The sequence below is a fragment of the Neptunomonas phycophila genome (assembly GCF_001922575.1).
Classification (GTDB): Bacteria; Pseudomonadota; Gammaproteobacteria; order Pseudomonadales; family Balneatricaceae; genus Neptunomonas; species Neptunomonas phycophila.
Genome location: NZ_MRCI01000002.1, coordinates 256,740 through 278,261 on the forward strand (window position 1 = coordinate 256,740; position 21,522 = coordinate 278,261).

A 21,522-nucleotide genomic window follows, 5' to 3' on the forward strand; every position below is an offset into this window, starting at 1 on the left:
TGGTACATATGATGTTAGGCAATCTTCGCTTAGGTTGGAAAATAGGGCTAGGTTTTGGTGTTGTTATGATTCTCATGGCCATAGCCTCTTTTTTTGGGATAGGTTCGCTCAATAAAGCGGAGAAAGGTGTAGAGACATACAGCCGTATGACAAATATCACTGTGCTTGCCGGTGATATTCAAGTAACGATGCTGCGTGCGCGATCTGATTTTCAAGCGTATCTTATAACGCATAGCGAACACGAGCTGGATCAGTACACTCAGACAACGGCACAACTGGCATCTCAACTCGACCATGCTCAGAAGATAACCCAAAACCCAGACCGACAAATCCTCATTCAGCAAGCTTTAGCTGCCATGCAAACCTATCAAGACGTAGTTCAGCGCTTAATTGATCGTATTACTGCAAGTGATGAGTTGGTCTCTTCCAAGTTACTGGTGCGTGGAGAAGAAATGAGCCTTAGTATGAGTGAAATCATTGAGCGAGCTAGAGATGATAATAGCTCTATGGTGATGTTTGATGCGGCACAAGTTCAGCAGGCTCTAATGGCAACCCGTTTATATACGAGCCAGTATTTAAACAGCGGTTTGTCTGGAGACTATAATCGAGCGCTAATGTCGATAGAAAATGATGTAGACGAACTAGCTATAGAGTTGGGTAGCAATATATCAACTGCCGACATCCGTGTTAAATACAGTAACTATCAATCTGAAAGCAAAGCTTATATTGAGCATTTAAACAGCCTATTCCAAATGACCGAAGCATTGGCGTCAGACACCGCGGCGCTAGAAGCTGCCGAGCAGCAAATGATTGGTCACCTTTTGGGGATAAAACAATCGGTTTTAGCTGATCAAACACAGTTAGGCGCTGGGCTAAAAGCTGAAGTAGAACAAAAAATCGGAGTGATGTTATGGGTGACTGTAGCGGCTTTAATTTTAGGAAGTGTGTTTGCCGTCGCTATGTCGAGAGCTATTAGTAAGCCTATAGGAGCGGCTGTCACTATAGCGAATAACCTTGCAGCCGGGAATTTGGCAATACCGAAAACACGACAGCGTAAAGATGAAGTCGGTATCTTGCTAACGGCCCTGCAAAATACGGCACATAGTTTAAAAACCATGATCAGCCAAATATCACTCGCTAGCTCTGAAATGAGTCAAGCCACAACACGAATGGCAAATGCCACTTACCAGTCTCAGCAGGGTGTGGTTAGCCAGCAAAGTGAAACTGATCAAGTGATGGTAGCAATGGAGCAAATGGCGGTATCGGTAAGAGATGTATCGGATAGTGCACAACAAGCCGCTCAGGCAGCCGCAACCGCTAATAATGATGCGACTACTGGGCGTAATATTGTAGAAGATACACAAGCGAGCATCAGAGCGCTCGCTTCGAGTGTTACGCAAACTCAGGAACGTATCAGCGACTTAGAAAAGCAAAGTGTCAATATTGGCGGAATCTTGGATGTTATTCGTAGCATTGCAGAGCAAACTAATCTACTGGCACTGAATGCGGCCATAGAGGCTGCAAGGGCAGGGGAGCAGGGGCGTGGTTTTGCTGTTGTAGCTGATGAAGTCAGAGTGTTAGCACAAAGAACTCAACAATCGACCGAGCAAATTCAGAACTTGATCGAAGGCTTACAAAAAGGAACAAACAGCGCAGCGATAGCCATGCGGCAAGGTAAGGAACAAGCAGAGCAAAGCGTTGATAAAGCCGCTAATGCACGGGATGCTCTTGATGCAATTACGCTTGCTGTGCAAACCATTAATGAGATGAATACGCAGATAGCCTCAGCGGTATCCGAGCAAAGTCGAGTGGCTGATAGTGTTAGCCGAAATGTCAGTAATGTAAGTGACGTCACAGAAAAGGGGATTCAATTTACGAATGAGACGGTGGTTGCCAGCGACGATATACGTTTAATTGCCCAACGTTTGCAAAGTATGGTGGCTAAATTTTCATTATAGCTAAAGCGAAATATGCAATCAGCTATTCCGGTGCCGAACGGCTGAGGGTAGCTTATGAGAAAGGTAACGATGAGGCGTTTGCTCAGCTTATTTAAGATAGCGCTCGGTAACGGCATGAGCTGTTAAGCCCGGATCGAAATAATAACCTTGCTGCCGGGTCACATTTAAGCTTTGGCATAATGTCTTATGTTGTTCAGTCTCAACACCTTCAGCGACGATATCCAGCTCCAAAATTTTTAACATTTGCACTAACCCCGTTACCAGTGCATCGGTTTTATTTCTTTTTTCATTTAACGGCATTAACGATTTATCTAATTTAACCGTCGTCAGCGGTATGCTGTTTAAATGAGATATTGACGAATACCCAGTACCAAAGTCATCCAACGCGAGGGTGCAACCCAATTCAACCAATTGGTCTAGCACGGCAAGTGTAGAGGAGTTGCTTTCTAGGATAGCGGTTTCCGTTAATTCAAACTCTACTAGGCTGGGAGCCAACTGATGGGCATTGCAAATGCGCTTAACAATAGCTGGAAATTCCAGATCATTTAATTGCGTAGGCGATAAATTAATCGCTATGCTGAGTAGGTTGTTTTTTGAACGTAGTTTATTCCAAGCGCTTATTTGTTGTATGGCTTGCTCGGCTACCCAACGACCAATCTCAACAATTTGGAAAGATTGCTCTGCAATAGGGATGAATTCATCTGGCGGAATTAGCCCCGCTGGAGACTGCCAGCGAATGAGTGCTTCAAAGCCACATAGCTGGGAATCATCGACTGAAAAAACCGGTTGATAGACTAAGAAGAACTCGTTGTCTTTTAAGGCTTTTGGGATACCGTTCTCAAGAGCGAGCCTGCGTTGCGTCTCATGTTGCATGGCTTCTTCGAAAAAACTGATTTGCCCTCGGCCGCTTTGCTTTGATCGGTACATCGCTATGTCGGCGTATTTTAATAACTCTTCTGAGGAGTGGTTAGTCTGAGCGTTATCGATAGAAATACCGATACTAATAGATACATTAAATTCTTTACCATCTATCTCAAACGGCGCTTGCATGGCAACTTGTATACGTTGTGCGATTCGAGCTACATCGTAAGGCGAGTTTAAGTTGGTGAGTAAAATAATGAACTCGTCACCACCTAAGCGAGCAAAAAGCTCGCTTCCACGCAAAACCGCCGAGATGCGTTTGCACACTTTTATCAGTAAACCGTCGCCAGCGCCGTGGCCAAAGCTATCATTAATTAACTTAAAGTTATCCAAGTCAAATAAAATCAGGGCTAAACAGGCTTGATTACGATGATTATTTGAGACGGCTACTTTGAATGTTTCATCGAAGAGATGGCGGTTAGCAAGGTTCGTGAGAGCGTCCCTTTCAGCTAGGCGCTTTACACGATCAAAACTATCTTTTAGTTCGCGCTCTAGTTCAAAGCGCTTTTGGGCTTGTATGATTGTACGGCGCAGCTTGGTGGCGGTGATTTCGTTTTTAAGCAAGAAGTCTTGAGCGCCTGCTTGAATGCATTGTAGAGCGACCGCTTCATCTTCGGAGTTGCTCATCATTACAATGGTTTCGTAACGTATCTTAGGTGCTTGTCTTAGTTCTAGAAGCAACTCGATACCATTGCGTTGTGGCAATTGGTAATCCAACAAAATAATGTCATACGTATTCTGCTCGCATGCAGCTAGGGCAGAGTCTACGTTTAAGGCTTCAGAAATTGTACAGTCAAATGATGATTTAAACAGTGAGCGCTTAACGCTCTCTCTATCTACAATATCATCATCTACAATCAAAACGCGCATTAAGCTTGCCTCTGCTTTACAACGTTACTTACGTCGGTAAAAAAGAAATTTTCCAGTAACCGTTAAGAAGAGCAGAAACATCCATGCTGCCTTCACCTGATTCATCTTTTAAGAAGTACCCTGCAATTAAATTTTGATAGGCTTTTGTTCTTTCTTCTTCTGATTTAGAAGTCGTCAATATAAAAATGACACTGTCCCTAAAGCGAGATGATGCACGCACGGCTTCCAAAAACTCTAAGCCGTTCATTCTTGGCATTTGTAAATCGAGTAATATGACAAACGGCTTAGTGACCTCGCCGCTCTCCAGCATAGCAAACGCTTCTACACCATCTCGAGCTCTGACGATTGGGTTACTAATGCGTAGTTTTTTGAATGCGCGCTCTACGGTTTGGGCGTCTACATCATCATCTTCAATAAGAAAGAGCGTTGCTTCTTTTTTCATGTCGTCCATACATGACTCCGTGTCATCTAATCAGTCATATTTTGCTTAATAGGTAAAAAGATGACTATTGTCGTCCCTAGGTTATCGGCCGACAGCTGATTAGGTTTATCGAGGAATTCTGGATTTGTAGACTCAATATGTAGAGATCCACCATTATATTCCACTATCTTATTACACAAAGCTAAGCCTAATCCACTTCCTTCGACCTCGTCGCGAGGTCGAAGGGTTTGAAACATTTCCAATGCTTTATCATGAAGGTTAGGTGGGATTCCCGTACCATCATCAGCTACTTTTAAGGTAAAACCATTGACTGTTTTTTCCGCCAAGACGGCAATGTTACCTGCATCATTGGGGTGGTGTTTAACTGCATTGCCTATCAGGTTTCGTATGACCTGTTCAAAAGGCGTTTTGGCGACGTTGAGCGTTATATCAGCCACCGTCACGTTAAAGGTGCTTGGTATATCCATCAGCCCAACGATGTCGAGTACCAATGGGCGTAAACCAACACTTTCTACTTGATAGTTTACACGGCCCACGCGCGAAAAGAGTAGGAGGTCGTCAAGGAGTTTCCCCATGCGCTTGCTACGGTTTTTGAGCAACTCAAAGTGCTGCTGAGCACTTTCGGGTAAAAGACCTTCACAGTCTTCTTCTATCCAGCCGGCCAGCTTATTAATGGCATTGAGTGGCGCTTTCAAGTCATGAGAGGCGACATAAGCAAATTGGTCAAGCTCTGCGTTACTCCTGACCAGTTCTGCATTACGTGTTTCTAGTTGCAGAGATAACCGCTTCGCTCGATCAATATCAAGAATCTGAGCAAATATAGAGGTTACTTGGCCTGCCGAGTTACGTATAGATGATGACGATAAAAGCCCCCATACCAGTGAGCCATCGACTCTTTTGTATTGTTTCTCTCGACGTATAGATTCAATGTCGCCTTTGATTAGCATATCAAGGCCGTGTTGGGTTTGTACTTTTTCGTGGTCTGCAATAATGGTGCTGACAGGTTGACCTATTAGTTCTTCCGTACTGTAGCCAAGCCATTCAGCTAAACCTGCGTTGATTTCCGTGAAATTGCATGCGACATCACATAGGGCAAAGCCGGATAACGAGGAGTGTATCGCTGTTGTTAGCAATGCTTCCTGTTCGGCTAATCGTTGTTCGTCTTGATGCTTGTCTGTGAGGTCATGAATAATACCTATAAAAATAGGTTGGTTATTTTCCAGGTCTTCACTGATTTGTATGTGGATGGGCAGCTGAGAATTATTCTTCCTTTTACCCATAATCCGTTGTTCACCGACTGTCAGCAGTGGATTTGCGTTTTCAGATTCATCGTTTGAAGAGGTCGGTAATAAACAATGTATGTTTTGTCCAACTAGCTCATCTCTGTGGTAGTGGAATAGCATAAGAGTGGCATTGTTGACCTCTAAAATAATGCCTGTGTTGGATACAATAACTAAGCCATCGAGCATTGTGTCAAATGCTCTACTCATGCGGGTATAAGCGCCAGTTAACTCTTCTTGCTTTTGAATAAGGTCTTTAGAGACTGTTTTTGCATAGGATACAGCACGATGATTGGCATTAACTAAAATAAGAAATAAAGAGAACAGCATTATCTCTATGGCAATACCGGCTAGTAAAATAATAATAGGCTGATTATTGTTGTGTTGCGAACGAAAAAGGAGCGACGTTTGTATTTTAAAATCCCACGTTCGGCCATACAGGTTGATCTTGTGTTGCTCTGAAAAAATAGGGTCTGGATCAAAGTCTGTGGAGTCAGCCGACAGCTCATCGTAAAGTAAGTAGTTTCCATCACGTATAGAAAAGTTGAGTAGCCTGTTCTCATTTTCAAGTGTACCGTCCATTAGATTTTTCATAATGAAGGGTGCATAGACGTTGCCAATAAAATTGGCACGGCGTTTATCTAACGTGTCGGGTATGTTCTCGGTTTTATAGAAGGGAGCATAGAATAAAAAACCGGGTGTTTTTTGAGAATCTTGTACAAGAACAATTGGAGCGGTGATTTGAGCTAAGCCGCTGTCCCTTGCTTTTTTAGCTGCGGTTAAACGGTTGGTTTCGTGGGCCATATCCAAACCAAGCGCCTTGCGATTTGACTCAAGTGGTTCAATAAAGGTGATGGGCCAAAATTCTTGCTTGTTGTGCGGCGGGTGCACCCGGAAGTCTGTTTGGTCTCTTTGCTGTCGAGTTATGAATGAACTCAGGCCCTCAGGTTTTACATAATAGATGACGCCTATGCCGTTAATACCTGGGTATTTAGAGGCGAGGGATAATTGCTCGCTGTAGGATTTCCATTGTTTGGCGTTGATTTCTCCATCAGAAAACTTTAACGCTGCAACGCTCCCCCACAGTGTATCTTCATAGCGATTCATGCGCTCCTCGACCAATTCGATTAAGTGCGAAGCTTGGAACTTGTATTGCTGCTCCATTTTTTGGTGGCTTTGTTCGGAACTAACAAACCAAGCGGCTAATGTTAGTAAAAAAGAAGCAAGTAGTACTAACCAATGATACCAATGAAACTTATCAGTGATATTGGCTAATGTTGGGGGGGCAGGCTGATTTAATTCATGTTTGTCCATCATTAGCCACTAAATCCATTGTTATAAAGTAGTATTCAAACGCGCATTTATATAAACAATAGTATAGAAATTAGATTTACACATTATTAGTTAATTCTTATTCATCTTTTCTAAACAGGCTTCGATTGGAAGGGGTATGGCCAAAAGGTAACCTTGCCCGTAGTCGCAACCGTTCTCTTTGAGGAATATATATTGCTCCTCTGTTTCTATACCTTCGGCCACCACTAGCAGGTTTAGTGCTTTCGCCATGGCAATAGAGGCTTTTATGATTTCTTCAGATGATTTGCTGCTACCTATGTCAGCAATAAAGCCTTTATCGACTTTTAAGGAGTTGAAAGGCATCTTGCGAAGGTAGAGCAAGTTCGAATAACCCGTGCCAAAATCATCGATAACTAGCTTAACGCCAAGGCGGTCAAAGCGCTTATATTTGTACTGGAAGTCATCGTTTTCAGGGACGATCAAGCCTTCAGTTAGCTCAAATTTTAAGCGTTCTACTGGAAAGTTATAGTTGTTCACAATGCCTGCAAACCAACGATAAAACCCTTCGTTTTCAAAATCTTTTGCAGATAAATTGATCGACACCGTACCTTTGTATCGATCACCTATTTCTAATAAGTCTTTGATTACTGTGTGTATAACGTATTCTGAAATAGAGATAATTAAATCGGACTGCTCGGCTATCGGAATAAACTTGCTGGGCATTATTTGTCCCATTTCAGGCTGATTCCAGCGAATGAGTGCCTCTAAAGAGTCAACCTCTCCCGTTTGTAGGTCGATAATGGGTTGGTAGAAGACTTCAAACTCGTTGTCTTTAAGTGCCTTGCGAATTGAATTTTCAAGTGTGGCGCGCTCTAATGCTGAGCTCGAAATATCTTGTGAGCTAAAGCAAAATCTACTCCCGCCTTTTTCTTTCGCGTCGTACATCGCGATGTCAGCTTGACGCAGCAAGTCATCGCTGGTCATGCCGTCGTTAGGGTAAATACTAATACCAACACTGCCGCCTAACTTAAAGCTCTGCGAGCCTACCTCTACAGGTTGCGATAATTGTTGGATGAGGCCTTGGGCAATTTTGCCTGCGCTTAATGGGCTATCGATACCTTCCAATAGTGCGACAAACTCGTCTCCACCAATTCGTGCGATGGTATCTTGTTTGCGTAAGGCATTGGTTAAACGCTTAGCAATAACTTTAAGTACATTGTCTCCAACTTGGTGACCGGAGCTATCATTGATGATTTTAAAACGATCCAAATCAATAAATAAAATGGCAAGAATCTGGCCATTGCGTTTTGAATTGGCAATCGCATGATTTAAGCGATCGGTTAATAAAGAGCGGTTAGGTAGGGAAGTGAGAACATCATGATTTGCTAGATAAGTGATTTCTTCTTGGCTATTTTTAAGCGCAGTAATGTCGGTCATTGTGACAACATAACGCATCACTTCATCACGGCTGTTTTTGACGGCGTTGATATTCATATAAACAGGGAACAGCTCATCACATTGATGTTTGCTAACCACTTCCCCAGACCATTGACCTCGAGTTGGTAGCTTATTTGAGATTTCTTCAAGGAGGCGCTCATTAATATCTTTGGAAAACAGCAAACTAATCCCTTTTCCTATTACGTCATCCTTTTTGTAGCCTGTCATTATTTCAAACGCGCTGTTTAATTTAATGATATTTAGATCGAGGTCGGTGATTAAAATAGCTTCTTGTGTGCTATCTAGCACCACTTTCGCTTGTTCAAGCTCGCTAATATAGCGCTTTGATTGGTCAATATTTTGGATAACGGAAATAAAGAATAGCGGTTTGTTTTCATCATCTCTGACTAGGGCAACTGATAAATGAATCCATATAATGTGTCCGTCTTTTTTTAAGTAACGTTTTTCCATTGAGTAGTGGGTGATATCGCCGGCTAGCAGCTGGTTTAGTAATTCTAAATCGGCTTCTAAATCTTCCGTGTGAGTAATCTCTTGAAAGGTAAGAGTCATAAACTCGTCGAGTGAATACCCCAGCATTTCGCATAATTTACTGTTAACGCTTAGCCATTCACCCTGCAAGCCTACGTGAGCAATACCTATGTTAGCCTGCTCAAACGTTGTTTGATATTTTTGGTTACTTAGTTTCAGCTCGGCGAGTACTTTGTAAGATTCGGTGACATCTTGAGCAAAGCTCCATATCTTCATATCACTTTCTTGGCCCGTAGAGAGATAATCGGTGATCTTGAGAATTTTCTTCTCGTTATTTACATGAATAACTGCTTGGTAAGGGCCATATTTTTTATTGGTCAGTAGCTGGTCTAAGTGGCTCTCATTTTTATCTGGTGGGAGTTTGCAGATGATATCGTGCCAGTTTTGTTTGAGCAGCGTGCTTTGCGGGAGTTGAGCGATCGCTACCATACTGGCATTGGTTTTTAATATATTACCGTCAATGTCAGTGAGTACGATGGCATCATTAACGTTATCCAGCAGGGACTCGTAACGCTGATTCAAATGATTTAATTGCTGCTCCATCTTTGCTTTATTATCGAACATGTCTTTAAGTTCAGCATAGGCAGCCTGAAGTTCTTCGTTTGTGGCTTGTAGTTCTTCATTACTCGTTTCCATCTCTTCGTTAGTCGATTGGAGTTCTTCATTAGAGCTTTGAAGTTCTTCATTAAGTGATTGTAACTCTTCATTGCTTGTTTCTAGTTCTTCGACCAGTGTTTGTAGATGCTCTCGTGTATGGGTGAGTTCCAGCTGGAGTAAGTTGTCCGGCGTTGCGGTGGAGTCTAGTTTTTCTACGTCAATATAGGGAAGCTCGCTTAGGTTGACTTGTTGAAAGTAGATAACAAACATAGGCTGAGAGTGTTGTAAATAAGGTACAACGTGAGCTTTTATAAAGCGAGATTCATTTGTAGAGCCTGTAAATGAAAAATATCGGCTGCTACTAACTTGTTCCGTTTTAAGAGCTTGGTGAACGGTTTTACGAACCTCGACAGCGATGCTCGGGGATGTCATTTTATATAAGTTATAGGAGACGTAGCCATCCGGAAGCGTTAAAAAGTCAATATCACCTTTTTTGAAAATGACATCCATATTTTCATTGGTTACAACCACATGCGGGATTAATAGCTTAGTGGCTTCGCTAATGATGATATCTTGCAGATAACTCAACGCGGTTTTTTTGTTAGCGTTTTCCAGCTTAGGTTTTGAAGGGCTATTCTTGGTCGGTTTTAGATTAGTGAGCGCATAAGCTGATTTGTCTATGGTGACTTTTTTGAAAATTTTGCTTGATTTGTCGATAGTTGAAAATAGCTCTATACCGGCTGGAATGTTCTCCGAATTACCTAGGAACAATAACCCTCCTGGTTTTAACGCATAATGCAAAACCGGAAAAACATATTCTTGAGCTTCGTTAGTAAAATAAATGAGTAAATTACGACAAATGACTAAATCTGAATTGCGAAATGGGGGATCAGATAATAAGTTATGAAATGAAAAAACAATGCTTTCTCGTAGAACTTTACGTGCTTCAAACTGATTGTCAGAAAACTTAAAGTATTTATTTAGAATCGTTTTATGAACGCCTTCTAAAGAAATACTGCTGTAAATTCCTCGACGCGCTTTTGATAGCGCATCGTCATCAATATCGGTCGCGAAAATTTGAATATTAATCCACTGTTCGCGCTCATCTAATAGTTCTTTTAATAAAATGAGTATAGAGTAAGTTTCCTCTCCGGTTGAGCAGCCAGGAATCCAAATCCGCACTTCTTTTAAGTCTGGGTTGCGGTCTAAATAGTTTGCGAAAGCTCTTCTCAAGCCGGTGAACGATTCTGTGTCGCGAAAAAAGCGGGTGACTCCAATAAGGATGTCCTTATATAAAGCAGACACTTCTTCGGCATTGTTTTCGAGTAGCGCTAAGTATTCGGTGAGGGTAGCAGACTTAGTCGCTAATATTCGGCGTTCAATTCGACGATTTATTGTATTTCTTTTGTAGGAGGAAAAGTCAACGCGCCGGTGTTGGTAAAGTAATTCAAAAATCCTGTCTAGCTCACTTGGTTGGCTGTTTGCTGAGTAACGGAGCAAAACCTTGTCGCGTGGCATATTTTGTAAAGCAAGGAGCTCTTTACCAATTTCTAAGGGTTTTAAAACCATATCTACATTACAGCTATCAATAGCGGCTTTGGGCATTCCGTCATACTTAGCATCTGCAGGATCTTGCACCATAGTAATGCCTCCTGCCGCGTTAATCGCTCTTATGCCTTGTGCCCCATCGGTACCTGTGCCGGATAAAATAATTCCAATGGCATGTTCTTTTTTAAACTCGGCGATTGAGCTAAATAGGTGATTTATTGAAGGCTTAGGGCCAAACGTGGTTAGATCTCGATCTGTTAAGATAATCTCAAAATTAGCGTTAATTTCGATATTTCTGTTTGGAGGCGTTACGTAGATGGTATCTGCTTGTATCGCGAGTCCATGGACCGCGTCGGTTACGGTAAGCTCTGTCTCCCGGGTGAGTAACTCTACCAGCATTGTTTTATGGGCAGGGCTGAGATGTTGAGCAATTAAAAAGCCCATTTTTAAACCATGCGGCAGGCCTCGGATAAACCGTGTTAGTGCTTCTAAACCACCAGCGCTTGCCCCAATCCCGACTAAGGTAATTTCTTCATCTTTTGACCCATTTATCCCGGTAGCCATTCGTAGTACTCCGTTACGTAACCTAATAGCTATAGCTTTTATAATATGCTGAAAATACACAGTCGTTTAATTGAAGGTAAAGATCAGCTTTTTTAATTGTTCTATCTGCTAGTATACTTTTGTATGGGTAGACTAGATCTTTATGTATAGAGCTAAAGGGTTGAGCGCCATATATAGTGTAACTATAGCTAAGCCCTATAAAAGAACAAGAATTGAATCATCTCAGAGGAAGGGTGGGGGGCTTAGGAAGTGAGGGAATACACTTATTTGAGAATTCAACAAAAGGAGAATCCGTGGTTACCGGTGGTAACCACGGAAGTGGTTCACGTGATGTTCTCAGAAATACGTCAGGCCTTACGATTTAGCAGCTGTCGTACTTGTGCGTGGTTTCCTAAAACGACGCTTTCTATCGCCTTGCGCCGGTTTGTTTGAGTTGCCGTTTTGGGCCTGTGCTCGGTTCCCTTGATTGGGAGACGATGTGTTTTTTGATGGATCTTTAGGCTTCTTAGGTTTTTTGGCACCTGCCGGCGGGCGCAGACGAGATTCAGGCAATCTTTCGTCAGGCTCAAACCCTTTAATAATCTCACGCGGGATAATCTTTTGCGTCAGCCGTTCAATATCAGAAAGTAACTTAAACTCTTCGGCAGAGACTAACGATACGGCTTTACCAACAGCACCAGCGCGGCCTGTGCGACCAATGCGGTGTACGTAGTCTTCGGATACATTGGGCAAATCAAAGTTGACTACTTGCGGCAATTGGTCGATGTCGATTCCGCGAGCGGCGATATCTGTGGCGACCAGTACCTGAACTCGGCCATCTTTGAAATCTGATAATGCACGTGTTCGGGCGCCTTGGCTTTTGTTGCCATGAATCGCTGCAGAAGGGATGCTTTTCTTAATAAGAAAACGTGCTAATCGATCTGCACCATGTTTGGTTCGGCTAAAAACGAGTACCTGAGACCACTGATTTTGCTTAATTAAGTGGGCAAGTAATTGAGATTTGTCGGGTTTGTCGACTGGATGTATGCACTGCTCGACAGAAGCCGCCGTTGCATTTCGTGGTGTGACGGATATTTCAATAGGGTCGTTGATAATGCCTTTAGCCAGAGCGCGAATATCTTCAGAAAATGTGGCTGAAAATAGTAGGTTTTGACGCTGTTTGGGTAATAAGGTCATGATACGGCGTATATCATGAATAAAACCCATGTCTAGCATGCGGTCGGCTTCATCCAGTACCAATATTTCCAGCTGGTTGAATTTAACCGCTTTTTGATTGTACAAGTCGATTAGGCGACCAGGCGTTGCGATTAAAATGTCGCAGCCTTTACGCAATTGCATCATTTGAGGGTTGATGCCAACACCGCCGAAGACGATTTGAGACCTCAGGGGTAGGTGTTTTCCGTATTTTGCAACGTTTTCACCGACTTGAGCAGCGAGTTCGCGGGTCGGCGTGAGTACTAAGGCGCGAATATGGTTGGGTGCCGCTTTGGTGCCTCGGCTTAATAGCTCTAGAACGGGCAGGGTGAAGCCTGCTGTTTTGCCTGTCCCTGTTTGCGCTGCAGCCATCACGTCTTTTCCGTTTAGAACGGCTGGTATCGCTTGTGCTTGGATCGGGGATGGCGTGTTATATCCTTGTTCTGCAACGGCTTGTAATATAGGTGCAGAAAGTCCAAGGGAATCAAAACTCATAGTTGTGTGTTCTCACAGTGTTGTCATGGAGGGCATAGCCGCCCATTACCGCAGTAGGAACTGGGAGAGCAGCAAAATAAATCGATCGCCAGGCTAAGGTTTTAAGCCTAGGGGTATAAGATGGCGAGCAGAAAGTGTGGCCATTCTATAGGAGAGCAGGGAGGAATACAAAGCGGCATTCATAGCCGCTTTGTCGATAAGGGAATTATTCTACATAGGTGTCGGGAAGTTGATCAAACACATGCTTGAATGCTGAATAGGCTTTGTTTTGCCAAACACGTACACGCTGGCGTTCCATCATACCGAGGTGTCCCTCACCCTCTTTTACGTGGGCCGCGGCCCAAAAACTAAAACTCTGTTTGTCTATTTTACGCATGGTAGGCGAGTGCAGTGCTGGCAAGTCGATCATCATTACGTTGTCGTAACTAGCCCCGGCCAATTGGTCGAGGTGGCTGAAGTCTGAACCTCTCCCTTGGTTTTTAACCACAATACATGTCATGCGGTTTTGGTATTTAGTTAGGAACTGGTCTAACAGTAACGTTGAATCACGCCCATCATCAACAACGTACCAAAAAACGAGGGTTACGCCCGTTTCGTCGCACATTTCTAATACGCCATTTTCTTCCATCCAGCGCTCAAGGAAGCGTTCGCTTTGAGCGGGTAGGTCGATCAAAACTTGTTGGTCGTTTTCGATAGCTTTTTCCATGATCTGATCAGCACTTTCGAACTGATCAAGATTTACCGCATTTGTGTAGTCACTGTAAGAGCGCGTCAGCGTGCTGTGAGACTGATCAGCATCCAATGCCGTAAAAGGGAGAGATTGATCTAAAAAATATTGTGACAACAAGCGTGAAACGACCGATTTACCCACGCCGCCTTTTTCGCCACCCACTAAATGAATAATGCTCATCTGACTATAAATCCTTTCTGTGGATTGCACGCAATCCTTTGTTGTTCCAAAAGTATACCGACAGATTATGACAGTAAACTGACCGTATAGGGATTTCAAATGAAAGCTGTGTTGGTTAGACCAAATAGAAGGCTAAATGCTAGCTAACCTACTCACCGTGGCGTAGAGCTATCCAATTTTTAAGAAAATAAGTTAAGTCGCTGGAATAGTGTAAAAGATAATCCAGAGCGTTTTTGCGTTGTTGTGTTAAATGCCTTTGGTGTAGGTTTTTAATAGCAAAAAGAGAAACGCAAATATTGGCGTGTTGGGAGTCTAGTGTTTCCTGAAGTATTGCTAATAGATCCGAACATTCACGGTCGTCACTCATTAAGACTTGTTTTATCTATGTGGGGAAGGCCATAAGCAAAAACCGGCATCGGGGTCTACAATAACTGTAACGCTCCAATTAATAATCACTTTTTTAGAAAGTCAGTAGAGATTCCCTAACTATATGAATAAATGGGGTCATGTTTTCATCACACTTTGCTTGGTTTTGAGTGCAGTATTTCCCGCGTTTGCGGATGTGGTGTTGGATGAAGACTTTAAGCATCAGCAGCTTGGCATTGGCGGCCAGTATTTTGAAGATAAAACCGCTCAACGAACTTATGACGAGATGTTGCAAGAGGATCTTTGGAAGGTCTCAGGAAGCAATGGCTTAAGTTTTGGGTTTACTACATCCGCGTTTTGGATAAAAACAAAAGTAGTTAACCCATTAGATAAGCATCGACTACTCTACCTTCAGGTTGATAACCCTTTTTTAGATGATATACAGGTTTACTTTGTTAGCGAAACGGGTGTTGAGTCCCTTTTTACAGGGGATACGATTCCGGTTGGTCAACGACCTGTCCGTCACACTCAGCACCTAATTCCTTTTTATGTAAACCCTACAGAACAGATCGAATTGTATGTTCGTGTTCAATCTAAAGGCGCTATGCAAATCCCCTTAGCTATTTGGGATAGTCAATCGTTTGTCGAGTCTGATCATTTAAGTAGCTTGTTATATGGCCTTTTTTTCGGGCTGCTATTGACCATTAGTGTCTATCACTTCTTTTTATTTATATCGATTAAAGAAAGAGCTTACCTTAACTACTCGCTGTTCTACTTAAGCTTATTGGGGGTCTATGCCTGTTTGAATGGCATACCCGGAGTCTTTTTTTGGCCTATGAGCCCACGTGTTTCCGATACTTTCTTAATTATGTGTATGGGCCTAAGTATTTACTTCCCTTGCATGTTTGCATTTGAAGTACTGGCTGTTAAAACCTCAAGACCAACCTTAGGCTTTACGATGAGGTGTTTTGGCTTTGCGGGTTTATTCATAGCTTGTATCGCGTCTTTTCTGCCTTACGTGTTTGCTTTAAAACTGTTGCTAGCGGCTGTTCTTTGCTCAATCGTCATTAATTTTATGGTGTATATCGTTCGTTTTCTTGATGGTTATCCTCCCGCTAAATACATGCTGATGTCAGTTTTTTTTGCGTCCATTGGTTTAGGGGTGACTGTTTTTGTAAAAGTGGGCGCGCTGCCTAGCAATTTTTTTACTGAAAATGCCTTGTCTATTGGTGTTAGTTTTATGGCCATGTTGCACGCCTTTGCTCTGTCTCAACGTATTAATATGAATAGAGCCGAGCTTGCGTTGGTTCATAAAGCGTTATTAGATGCTAAGCAAAAAGCGAATGAGGATTTAGATCATTTAGTACAAGCTCGAACTTATGAGCTGGAGCAGGTGAATGAAAAACTTAAGTTACTCAGCACCACAGATCCATTAACTAAACTGGGAAATAGACGTTATTTTGATGAGTTATATAGGCTTGCTTTTAGGCAATGCCATCGAGAAAAAGAACCCATCTCGTTACTCTTATTAGATATAGATCATTTTAAACATATCAACGATACCTATGGTCATCAGTTTGGAGATGCCTGTTTGATCGAGGCCGCTAAACATATTTTAAGTTGTGTCCGGCGACCACAAGATACAGTTGCACGATATGGCGGAGAGGAGTTTGTGGTTTTGTTACCTAATACGGCATTGGATGGAGCCGTATGTATCGCTGAGCTGATTGTAGGACGTTTTCGCGAAGCTAAGATTTTTTATGCGGGCGCCGAAATCATGATGACAGTAAGTATTGGGGTTGTAAGTGTAATCCCCTGTGCAGATTTGAATGAGGATCACTTGCTTAGCAAGGCGGATAAGTTGCTGTACCGCGCTAAGAAAAATGGCCGAAACCGGGTTGAGTGGGAACCACCCAGCCAACCCGAAGAGAGCTTTACACTTGATTTGAATTAGACGCTCTTAATTAAGCCGCCATCTACACGCATCATGCTGCCCGTAATATAGCCGGCGCGGTCACTGGCAAGGAATACGGCGGCGGCAGCAAATTCATCAGGCTTGCCGTAGCGGCCTGCAGGAATGGTTTTAAGTGATGCCTGCGTTACTGACTCCACAGAGGCTCCTGTGCGGGCCGCTTTGTTAGCGTCTAATACTTTGAGCCGGTCAGTATCAATACGCCCAGGCAGAATAGAATTGACGGTTATACCGTTGGCTGCTTCTTCATTGGATAGTGTTTTGGCCCAACCAATTACGCTTGCGCGTAATGTATTAGAAATACTTAAGTTGGGTATAGGTTGGATAACACCGTTCGACACCACGTTGATAACACGACCCCACTGATTTTTGCGCATATGAGGTAATACCGCCTGGGTAATTTCAAAGGTCGACAACAGCATGGTATTAAAAGATGAGAGCCATTGCTCAGTGGTTGTTTCGCTGGTGGTTGAAGGCGGAGGCCCTCCACCGTTGTTGATGAGAATATCATACCCATCTTGAGCGCTTTTTAAGTTAGCTACTAGCTTTTCTCTAGCTTTTTTGGAGGATAAATCGACTACTAAATAGTTAGCACTACAACCTAATTCACTTAAGGATTCAGCTAATGACGCAAGTTTGTCTTCGCTGCGGCTGCATAGAGTAACCTGTGCACCTTCCATCGCAAACTCAATGGCTATGGCGCGGCCTAAGCCAGTGCTGGCGCCAAAAATAAGTGCTTTTTTACCGGATAAACCTAAGTCCATAAAAACCTCTGCTCTGTATTTATTCATGTATTCTGTTATACGAGTCAGTTTGATTCAATCATAAAGCTAATCGAATTTTTGCGTTGCGCACGCAATTTGTTAGCTTGGCTGGGTGACAAGGCATAATGTATTGCTACGGTTCATAGTGACTTCATTTAATAAGCTGTACTATGGCCCCTAACTCCCCATAACCAAAATAAGCCATCATGGATGTCAACATGTTGATATGGAAATTACGTAATTATATTGCCGATAAATTAAATATTACGGCATTGGCGGGCCGCCATTCAGAACTGCAGTTCTCTGATGATAAGCTAGTTTTTTTACCTGGATGCACGCTGAAAGGTATCCCCCCTGAAAAACGTGAAAACCCTTCTATATTTCTTCATATTCCTAAAACAGCAGGCAGCACTGTCATCGCTATACTGGAAGCCGAGATGATAGAAGCAAAGTCGGCGTATTCGCGAGCGGTTATTCAAGGTTATCGCCCGCCAATTGCTATTATTCCAGGTTGGCAAGGTGCGTGGAGTAATGTCCAAGATCGTCCTGATCGTTATTTTGTAGATGCCGACCTTATTAGTGGGCATTTTCCGTTTGGTGTGCACTCTATTTTGGGCGGCCAATATAATTATTTCACCGTTGTGCGTGAGCCCATTGCTAGAGAGTTATCCACATTTAATTACCTTTACCAAACCGGTGCTATTGAGAAAGATGATGATTTTACCGAGTTTGCTTTACGTATGGTGGATAACCCTCAAGTAAGAATGATTGCTGGAGCCTCATCGATGTCGGGGCCATGTGATGAAGCGATGTATCAGCAAGCAATCCAGAATTTAGAATCGCACTTCAATCTGTATGGGCCATCTGAAAAAACAGACGAAGTCCTCAATGTACTAGTAAGCCTTTATGGCTGGCCGCCCGTGGCATATACCAGCTTCAATATAACGAAGAAGAAAATTGTTGATGTGATAGATGATAAGTTACGTCAGCAGCTTGCTGAAAAGCATCATTTTGATACGCGTTTGCATCATTACGTTTCAGCGCATTGGGAGCAGTTTAAAGCTGAGCATGTTGAAGCAGAGCATAGCCTTAAAGCCGGTGACACGGTTATGCTGCTTGATAAGGATTTTCAAAAGACCAAAGGCTATCAAATGGTCGATTATGGCAAAATCAAAGCTTAGTGCTTTGAGCCATTATAGGTATAAAAAAATATAGGTATAAAAAAACCGGCAGTTGCCGGTTTTTTTAGGGAGCGTTAACGGGTAGCTTTAGAGCGCTTCAATTTTGCTGTATTGCTCGGTTAATTTGTCGAGTGCTGATTTAGCATCCGCAATTTTCTCCTGCTCTTTCGCAACAACTGCTTCGGGCGCATTTGCCATAAATTTGGCATTGTTTAGCTTACCTTCCACTCGGGCCACGTCTTTTCCGAGCTTTTCCATCTCTTTCTTAAGGCGGGCAAGTTCTGCGTCTTTGTCGATTAATCCGGCCATTGGGACTAGCACTTCCATTTCGCCGACTAACTGAGTTGCTGACATAGGCGCTTCGTCACCGGCATTTAACCAAGTGATAGAGCTTAATTTCGCCAGTTTTGTTAAAAACGTACGATTCTCTTCTAGGCGGCGTTGGTCTTCAGCGCTGCCATTACTGATGAGGATATCCAGGTCTTTAGCCGGTGAAATATTCATTTCGCCACGGATATTACGGATACCCACGATGACGCCTTTTAACCAGTCAATATCAGACTCGGCTTGTTCATCCCGCTTGCTTAGGTCGGCTACTGGATAAGGCTGAAGCATAATGGTGTCGCCTTCCTTACCCGTTAGCCCCTTCACTTGCTGCCAAATCTCTTCGGTAATGTAAGGCATGATGGGGTGGGCCAAACGCAAAACGACTTCAAGAACACGTACCAAGGTACGACGTGTGCCTCGTTTTGCTTCAATGTTGGCGTTTTCATCCCATAAAACAGGCTTGGATAGCTCGAGGTACCAGTCGCAGTATTCGTTCCAAATAAAGTCATAAAGTGCGGATGATGCTAGATCAAAACGGTACTCATCAAAATAGCGAGTAACATCAGCTTCTAGCACTTGTAGACGGCTTGCAATCCAGCGGTCAGCCAATGACAGCTCGACGGCCTCACCATTGACACCACAATCCTCACCTTGCGTGTTCATCAATACGTAACGGGCGGCATTCCAAATCTTATTACAGAAGTTACGGTAGCCCTCTAAACGTTTCATATCCCAGTTGATATCACGCCCAGTGGTTGCCATCGCTGACAAGGTAAAGCGCAGTGCGTCTGTACCATGCGCAGAGATACCTTCCGGGAATTCTTTTTCGGTACGCTTACCAATTTTCTCAGCCAATTGTGGCTGCATCATATTGCCCGTTCGTTTTTCTAATAACGTAGGCAGGTCGATACCGTCGATCATGTCTAAAGGATCAAGAACGTTACCTTTAGACTTGGACATTTTATCGCCCTGATCATCACGGATAAGGCCGGTAACATAGACCGTCTTGAACGGCACTTGTGGTTTGCCATCTTCGTCTTTCATAAAGTGCATGGTCATCATGATCATGCGAGCAACCCAGAAGAAGATAATATCGAAGCCAGTGACTAAGGTATCGGTTGGGTGGAATGTTTTTAAACGCTCGGTGTTTTCTGGCCAACCTAGCGTACCAAATGTCCACAACGCAGAGCTAAACCAGGTATCTAGTACATCGTTGTCTTGGCTTAACTCGGTATCAGCAGGTAAGTTGTATTTTTCACGGGCCGCTTCGGCGCTGTTCGCAACGTATACATTACCTTGGTTATCGTAAAAGGCAGGAATACGGTGCCCCCACCATAATTGACGAGAGATGCACCAATCTTGGATGTCGCGCATCCAAGCGAAATACATATTTTCGTACTGCTTAGGTACAAACTGAATATCACCATTCTCAACCGCTTCGACAGCTGGCTTGGCTAATGTTTTGGCATCGGCAAACCATTGATCGGTTAGCATGGGTTCAATAACAACGCCACCACGGTCACCATAAGGTACAGTCATGTCATTTTCATCGATTTTGACTAACAAACCGGCTGCTTCAAAATCTGCAACAATGGCTTTACGTGCTGCAAAGCGCTCCATGCCTCGGTATTTTTTGGGAATGGTGCCGTCAATGGCATCAGTTACTCGGCCATCAAAGCTAAAGGTTTGGCCTTCATCTCTTATATCAGCGCTAAGAGTCAGTACATTGATCATTGGAAGTTGGTTGCGTTTACCAACCTCGTAGTCATTAAAATCATGAGCCGGTGTGATTTTTACACAACCTGTGCCTTTTTCCATGTTTGCGTATTCGTCGGCAATAATTGGAATACGGCGCCCAACGAGTGGTAGTTCGACAAATTTGCCGACTAAGTTTGTGTAACGCTCGTCATTTGGGTTAACAGCAACGGCTGTATCACCCAACATTGTTTCTGGGCGGGTTGTACCAACCACAATGTAGTTGTCGCCAGCGGCTGTTGTTTCGCCATCCGCGAGAGGGTAGCGCAGATACCACATCTTACCTTTGACTTCTTTGTTCTCTACTTCGAGATCAGAAATAGCAGTGTGTAGCTTTGGATCCCAATTAACGAGGCGTTTGCCACGGTAAATTAACCCTTCATCGAACAGTTGAATGAAGACTTCTTGCACCGCATTGTAGAAGCCAGTGTCCATAGTGAAGCGTTCGTTGGCCCAGTCTACTGAGTTACCTAAGCGACGCATTTGGCTGGTAATTGTGCCACCCGATTCTTCTTTCCATTCCCAAATTTTTTCGATGAAGTTCTCACGGCCTAAATCGTGACGTGTTTCTCCAGTGGTGCCTGCTAGTTTTCGCTCTACCACCATTTGTGTGGCGATACCCGCGTGGTCTGTACCTACTTGCCACAGTGTGTTCTTACCTTTCATACGCTGGTAGCGCACTAAAGAGTCCATAATGGTGTGCTGGAATGCATGACCCATATGAAGGCTGCCCGTAACATTAGGCGGCGGGATCATGACGCAGTAACTATCGCCTTTACCACTGGGTGTAAAGTAGTTGCTGTCTTCCCAGATTTTGTACCAGGATTTCTCGATCTCGTGCGGCTGGTAAGTCTTTTCCATGGTGGCTGTAATCTCTTAGCGAGCGGGTCGCATCAATATCTATAAGCGCAGTTAAGCAGATGATAAAAACGTGCAACAACGGTAAATAAAGCCCGTTAGTCTGTCTGCTTGTGCATGTTTGTTAAATTAGACCGCAGATTATACCTGCACAGGCCTGTTCACAGAAGGGATGGCGCCAGATTGGTGAGGATAAAGTTGGGAAACTCAGGGGATAACAAAAGAGGGAGCGGTTTAGCTC

At 43.4% G+C, this 21,522-nt stretch carries 11 protein-coding genes; 3 read left to right on the forward strand and 8 right to left on the reverse strand.

Features of this window, described 5'->3' with window-relative positions:
* Positions 1 to 8 precede the first annotated feature (8 nt).
* Positions 9 to 1,958 carry a HAMP domain-containing methyl-accepting chemotaxis protein gene (locus BS617_RS15125; protein WP_083610127.1) on the forward strand — a complete coding sequence of 650 codons (1,950 nt, stop codon included), beginning with the start codon at positions 9 to 11 and terminating at the stop codon, positions 1,956 to 1,958.
* An 87-nt stretch (positions 1,959 to 2,045) separates the two neighbouring features.
* Here the strand turns inward: BS617_RS15125 and BS617_RS15130 are convergent, their stop codons facing one another.
* From BS617_RS15130 to BS617_RS15155, 6 genes are all read right to left on the reverse strand, one after another.
* A complete protein-coding gene (locus BS617_RS15130) occupies positions 2,046 to 3,749 on the reverse strand; it encodes a putative bifunctional diguanylate cyclase/phosphodiesterase (protein ID WP_075173815.1) in 1,704 nt (567 codons plus the stop codon).
* 28 nt (positions 3,750 to 3,777) lie between these two features.
* A complete protein-coding gene (locus tag BS617_RS15135; protein ID WP_139303217.1) occupies positions 3,778 to 4,200 on the reverse strand; it encodes a response regulator in 423 nt (140 codons plus the stop codon).
* Positions 4,201 to 4,217: 17 nt separating this feature from the next.
* Positions 4,218 to 6,788 carry a CHASE domain-containing protein gene (locus BS617_RS15140; protein ID WP_075173816.1) on the reverse strand — a complete coding sequence of 857 codons (2,571 nt, stop codon included), beginning with the start codon at positions 6,786 to 6,788 and terminating at the stop codon, positions 4,218 to 4,220.
* Positions 6,789 to 6,875: 87 nt separating this feature from the next.
* Positions 6,876 to 11,459 carry an EAL domain-containing protein gene (locus tag BS617_RS15145; protein ID WP_075173817.1) on the reverse strand — a complete coding sequence of 1,528 codons (4,584 nt, stop codon included), beginning with the start codon at positions 11,457 to 11,459 and terminating at the stop codon, positions 6,876 to 6,878.
* Positions 11,460 to 11,813: 354 nt separating this feature from the next.
* Complete coding sequence (locus tag BS617_RS15150; protein ID WP_075173818.1) at positions 11,814 to 13,148, reverse strand: DEAD/DEAH box helicase; 1,335 nt, start codon at positions 13,146 to 13,148, stop codon at positions 11,814 to 11,816.
* 205 nt (positions 13,149 to 13,353) lie between these two features.
* Positions 13,354 to 14,058: a P-loop NTPase family protein gene (locus BS617_RS15155; RefSeq protein ID WP_075173819.1), complete on the reverse strand. Its 705-nt coding sequence runs from the start codon at positions 14,056 to 14,058 to the stop codon at positions 13,354 to 13,356.
* Positions 14,059 to 14,548: 490 nt separating this feature from the next.
* Between BS617_RS15155 and BS617_RS15160 the strand changes: the two genes are divergently transcribed.
* Positions 14,549 to 16,378 carry a sensor domain-containing diguanylate cyclase gene (locus BS617_RS15160; RefSeq protein WP_075173820.1) on the forward strand — a complete coding sequence of 610 codons (1,830 nt, stop codon included), beginning with the start codon at positions 14,549 to 14,551 and terminating at the stop codon, positions 16,376 to 16,378.
* Here the strand turns inward: BS617_RS15160 and BS617_RS15165 are convergent.
* Entirely contained in the window at positions 16,375 to 17,187 is an 813-nt protein-coding gene (locus BS617_RS15165) for an SDR family oxidoreductase (protein ID WP_249263630.1), read from the reverse strand. The genes BS617_RS15160 and BS617_RS15165 overlap by 4 nt on opposite strands.
* A gap of 191 nt (positions 17,188 to 17,378) precedes the next feature.
* On the opposite strand from BS617_RS15165, the gene BS617_RS15170 reads away from it, so the two are divergent.
* Positions 17,379 to 18,341 carry a sulfotransferase family protein gene (locus BS617_RS15170; protein ID WP_075173822.1) on the forward strand — a complete coding sequence of 321 codons (963 nt, stop codon included), beginning with the start codon at positions 17,379 to 17,381 and terminating at the stop codon, positions 18,339 to 18,341.
* 87 nt (positions 18,342 to 18,428) lie between these two features.
* Here BS617_RS15170 and BS617_RS15175 read toward each other — a convergent pair whose 3' ends face one another.
* Positions 18,429 to 21,284, reverse strand: coding sequence for a valine--tRNA ligase (locus tag BS617_RS15175; RefSeq protein WP_075173823.1), 2,856 nt, complete (start codon positions 21,282 to 21,284; stop codon positions 18,429 to 18,431).
* Between the last annotated feature and the right edge of the window lie 238 nt (positions 21,285 to 21,522).